We start from the raw sequence: 2697 nt of genomic DNA on the forward strand, positions 1-2697 counted from the left end.
TGGGAATCCACCGTATGGGGCTAAATATGATAACCAAACAAAGAGGTATTACAAGAATACTTATGTAACCGCAAATAGCATTCGTGGCTTGCAGAAAGGGTCACTCGACACATATACACTGTTCATTGAATTGGGCTATAACCTACTCAGACGGAATGGCAGCTTTGCCTATATCGTTCCAATATCCTTGACTTCAAGTGATTCCCTCACAGGAGTACACCGTTTATTGATGAATAACTGTGACACCATTCATATTTCATCATATTCAGTTCGCCCCAAGCCTGTATTTGAGAATGCCGTCGTGAATACTTCTATATTGCTATTCCAAAAAACGGAAACACCTTGTCAACATCTTTATTCCACAAAGATGTACAGAAGAGGAAATGAGCTTGATTTACAAAAGCTTATTGACAATCTTAATTTTTCTAATGTGTATGGTTATACTATGATAGGTCGCATTCCGAAGATTGGTTGTGAAATGGAAAAAGACATTCTTATAAAAATCTTCAACAATACTCCGATTAGGACTCTTTATGACGACAAGGGTGATCCTATCTATTATAGGACAACTGGCGGTAGGTACTTTAAGGTTGTAACCAATTATCCGACTGGTTCAACTAAAGAAAAGCCATTATATTTTCAAAAACGACTATCGAATGCTATTGGTTGCATTCTTAGCAGTTCTTTGGCTTTTTGGTTTTACCAAATCTATTCCAACAACCTTGATTGGAAGACATACGAGATTGAGAACTTCACCATTCCACAGCTTACAACTGAAAACATTGAGTATCTTGACAAACTATATTCTCGGTATCTAACGGACATAGAGTCTAAGGCAAATGTCAGAACAACATCTGGAGAGTCCACTTACAATGTTGATTCATTCAAGGAATACAAGATTGTACGCTCCAAGGGCATCATTGATGAGATAGATGACTACATTTGCCCACTATACGGCTTGACCCAGAAAGAAACGGACTTTGTCAAAAATTACGAATTGCAGTTCAGGCTGGCAGGAGAATAAAGGCTCTATAACGTTTCGTGTGGGTTGTTTGACCCAATTAGAATAATATCTACTGTATTCATAGAAAGAAGTTATTTGTTCAGTTTAGTTTTACTCTTTAGCCAACGAAATAAGATGTTTTTAAGGTCTTAATTCATACTATGTTTGTGAATGTTTACCATCATTTGCTGTGGTGCGGATACTCTGCACATGTGATGCGGAGGGTTAAATTTACTATGATATATGAATGACAGGGGATGAATTGTGAGCAAAACGTTGTAATACTAAGAATAAACAGGAGGTGTGTAGAAGCTTGTTTAGCTCAAACTCCTTTATATTTGTAGATTAATCCGTCTTCTTCTGTTCAGTCATAAAGCCTTTAAACATAGGAACGCTGGCAAGAAAAAAATATTTACCCACACGATTCGTTATAGAGCCAGAATAAATGATAATTGGAGGACAATTCCTCCAATTATCATTTGGTCTTACTTTTCTTCATACGCCTAAATACCATGTCTTGAAGCGTATTTACAATATAAGCTTCTTCTTTGCCTAATCCAAAGAATTTAAGGACAATAGCATCTATCATTTTATGTTGATTGTCATTGAGCGTTGCTGATATACTCGTATCTATCACTTTATCCTTAACTGTCATATATAGGGCAAAAATTTCAGACGGTTTGTTAAAATTGTAGCAAATAGGTATGCTCTTCAAGTCTGTTGCCTCTGCTTTTAACATTCCGCCTCCCAAGTTTGTTCTTCCTGTAATTTCTCTTAAAAGCCAGAACAATGATGAGTTACAAAATAGCCATATGTTTAAGGTTTCTTCTTGCGACAAATCACCATAAATTTCAACATAACTTGATGTATAGCCAGAGCATTCGTTAATGCTACAGAAATGTGTCCCTATTCCTCTTGGCATTATAAGAAGAGGTTTTTTCCTACTGCTTGAGATGTCGTCTTTACTGACATAACAAGACGAATTATTCCAACTATAGGTTGGACCAATCTCTGATGTATAATACGGATAAGTTCGAGAAGATTGACTATAAACAATATGACTTTTAGTTAGATTTAGTCCTTGTCCAATGCTTATCTTTGAAGAAAGACTTTTATCTTCAAGTTGGCTTATAGTTTCTATAATCCGTAATAGTTTCTGTTCAGCTCTAATGATACCCCCCCACTTGTAGTTATGCAATAATTGATCGCTTGATAAGAATTCTTTTAGAGTAACATTTTCCGTATCATGCATGGAAAATGTATTACATGGATATTTTTCAAGACTCCCATTACAATGAAAGAACTTAACAGGAAATTTATCATTGCTCTCGTTTCTGTTACTGATGATGGTTATAATAGTGTTTATATCAGCTGTTTCAAAGTATTTGTACTCAGAATCAATAATTGCATGAACTTTACACTTCTTCAATAAAAAATTCTGAAACAGTTTTCCGTAGTCTGTGGAAAGCCACGAATTTTCAGTGATAAAGACGTTGTACCCATTTGGGCTCAATAATCTCAGCGATAATTCATAGAAGAAAATCAATAAATCTGCACCACGGGGAAAGGCTCTCGCATCTGACAATCTTCTTTTTTGAATCTCACTCTGCAAACTCACCTTTAATGATTCTGGGAAATTTGGACTTCTCGATTCTAAATACGGCGGATTACCAATAACAATATCGAAGCCCTCT

At 35.9% G+C, this 2697-nt stretch carries 1 protein-coding gene and 1 pseudogene; one reads left to right on the plus strand and one right to left on the minus strand.

Annotated features, from left to right (window positions below; translation table 11 throughout):
- Positions 1-13: 13 nt before the first annotated feature.
- Positions 14-1024: pseudogene (locus RDV52_RS11160) on the plus strand (Eco57I restriction-modification methylase domain-containing protein); the annotation flags it as partial.
- A 454-nt stretch (positions 1025-1478) separates the two neighbouring features.
- Here RDV52_RS11160 and RDV52_RS11165 read toward each other — a convergent pair.
- Positions 1479-2615, minus strand: coding sequence for an Eco57I restriction-modification methylase domain-containing protein (locus RDV52_RS11165; RefSeq protein ID WP_309149740.1), 1137 nt, complete (start codon positions 2613-2615; stop codon positions 1479-1481).
- Positions 2616-2697: the final 82 nt, after the last annotated feature.

This window comes from Prevotella nigrescens (assembly GCF_031191185.1).
Lineage (GTDB): Bacteria > Bacteroidota > Bacteroidia > Bacteroidales > Bacteroidaceae > Prevotella > Prevotella nigrescens.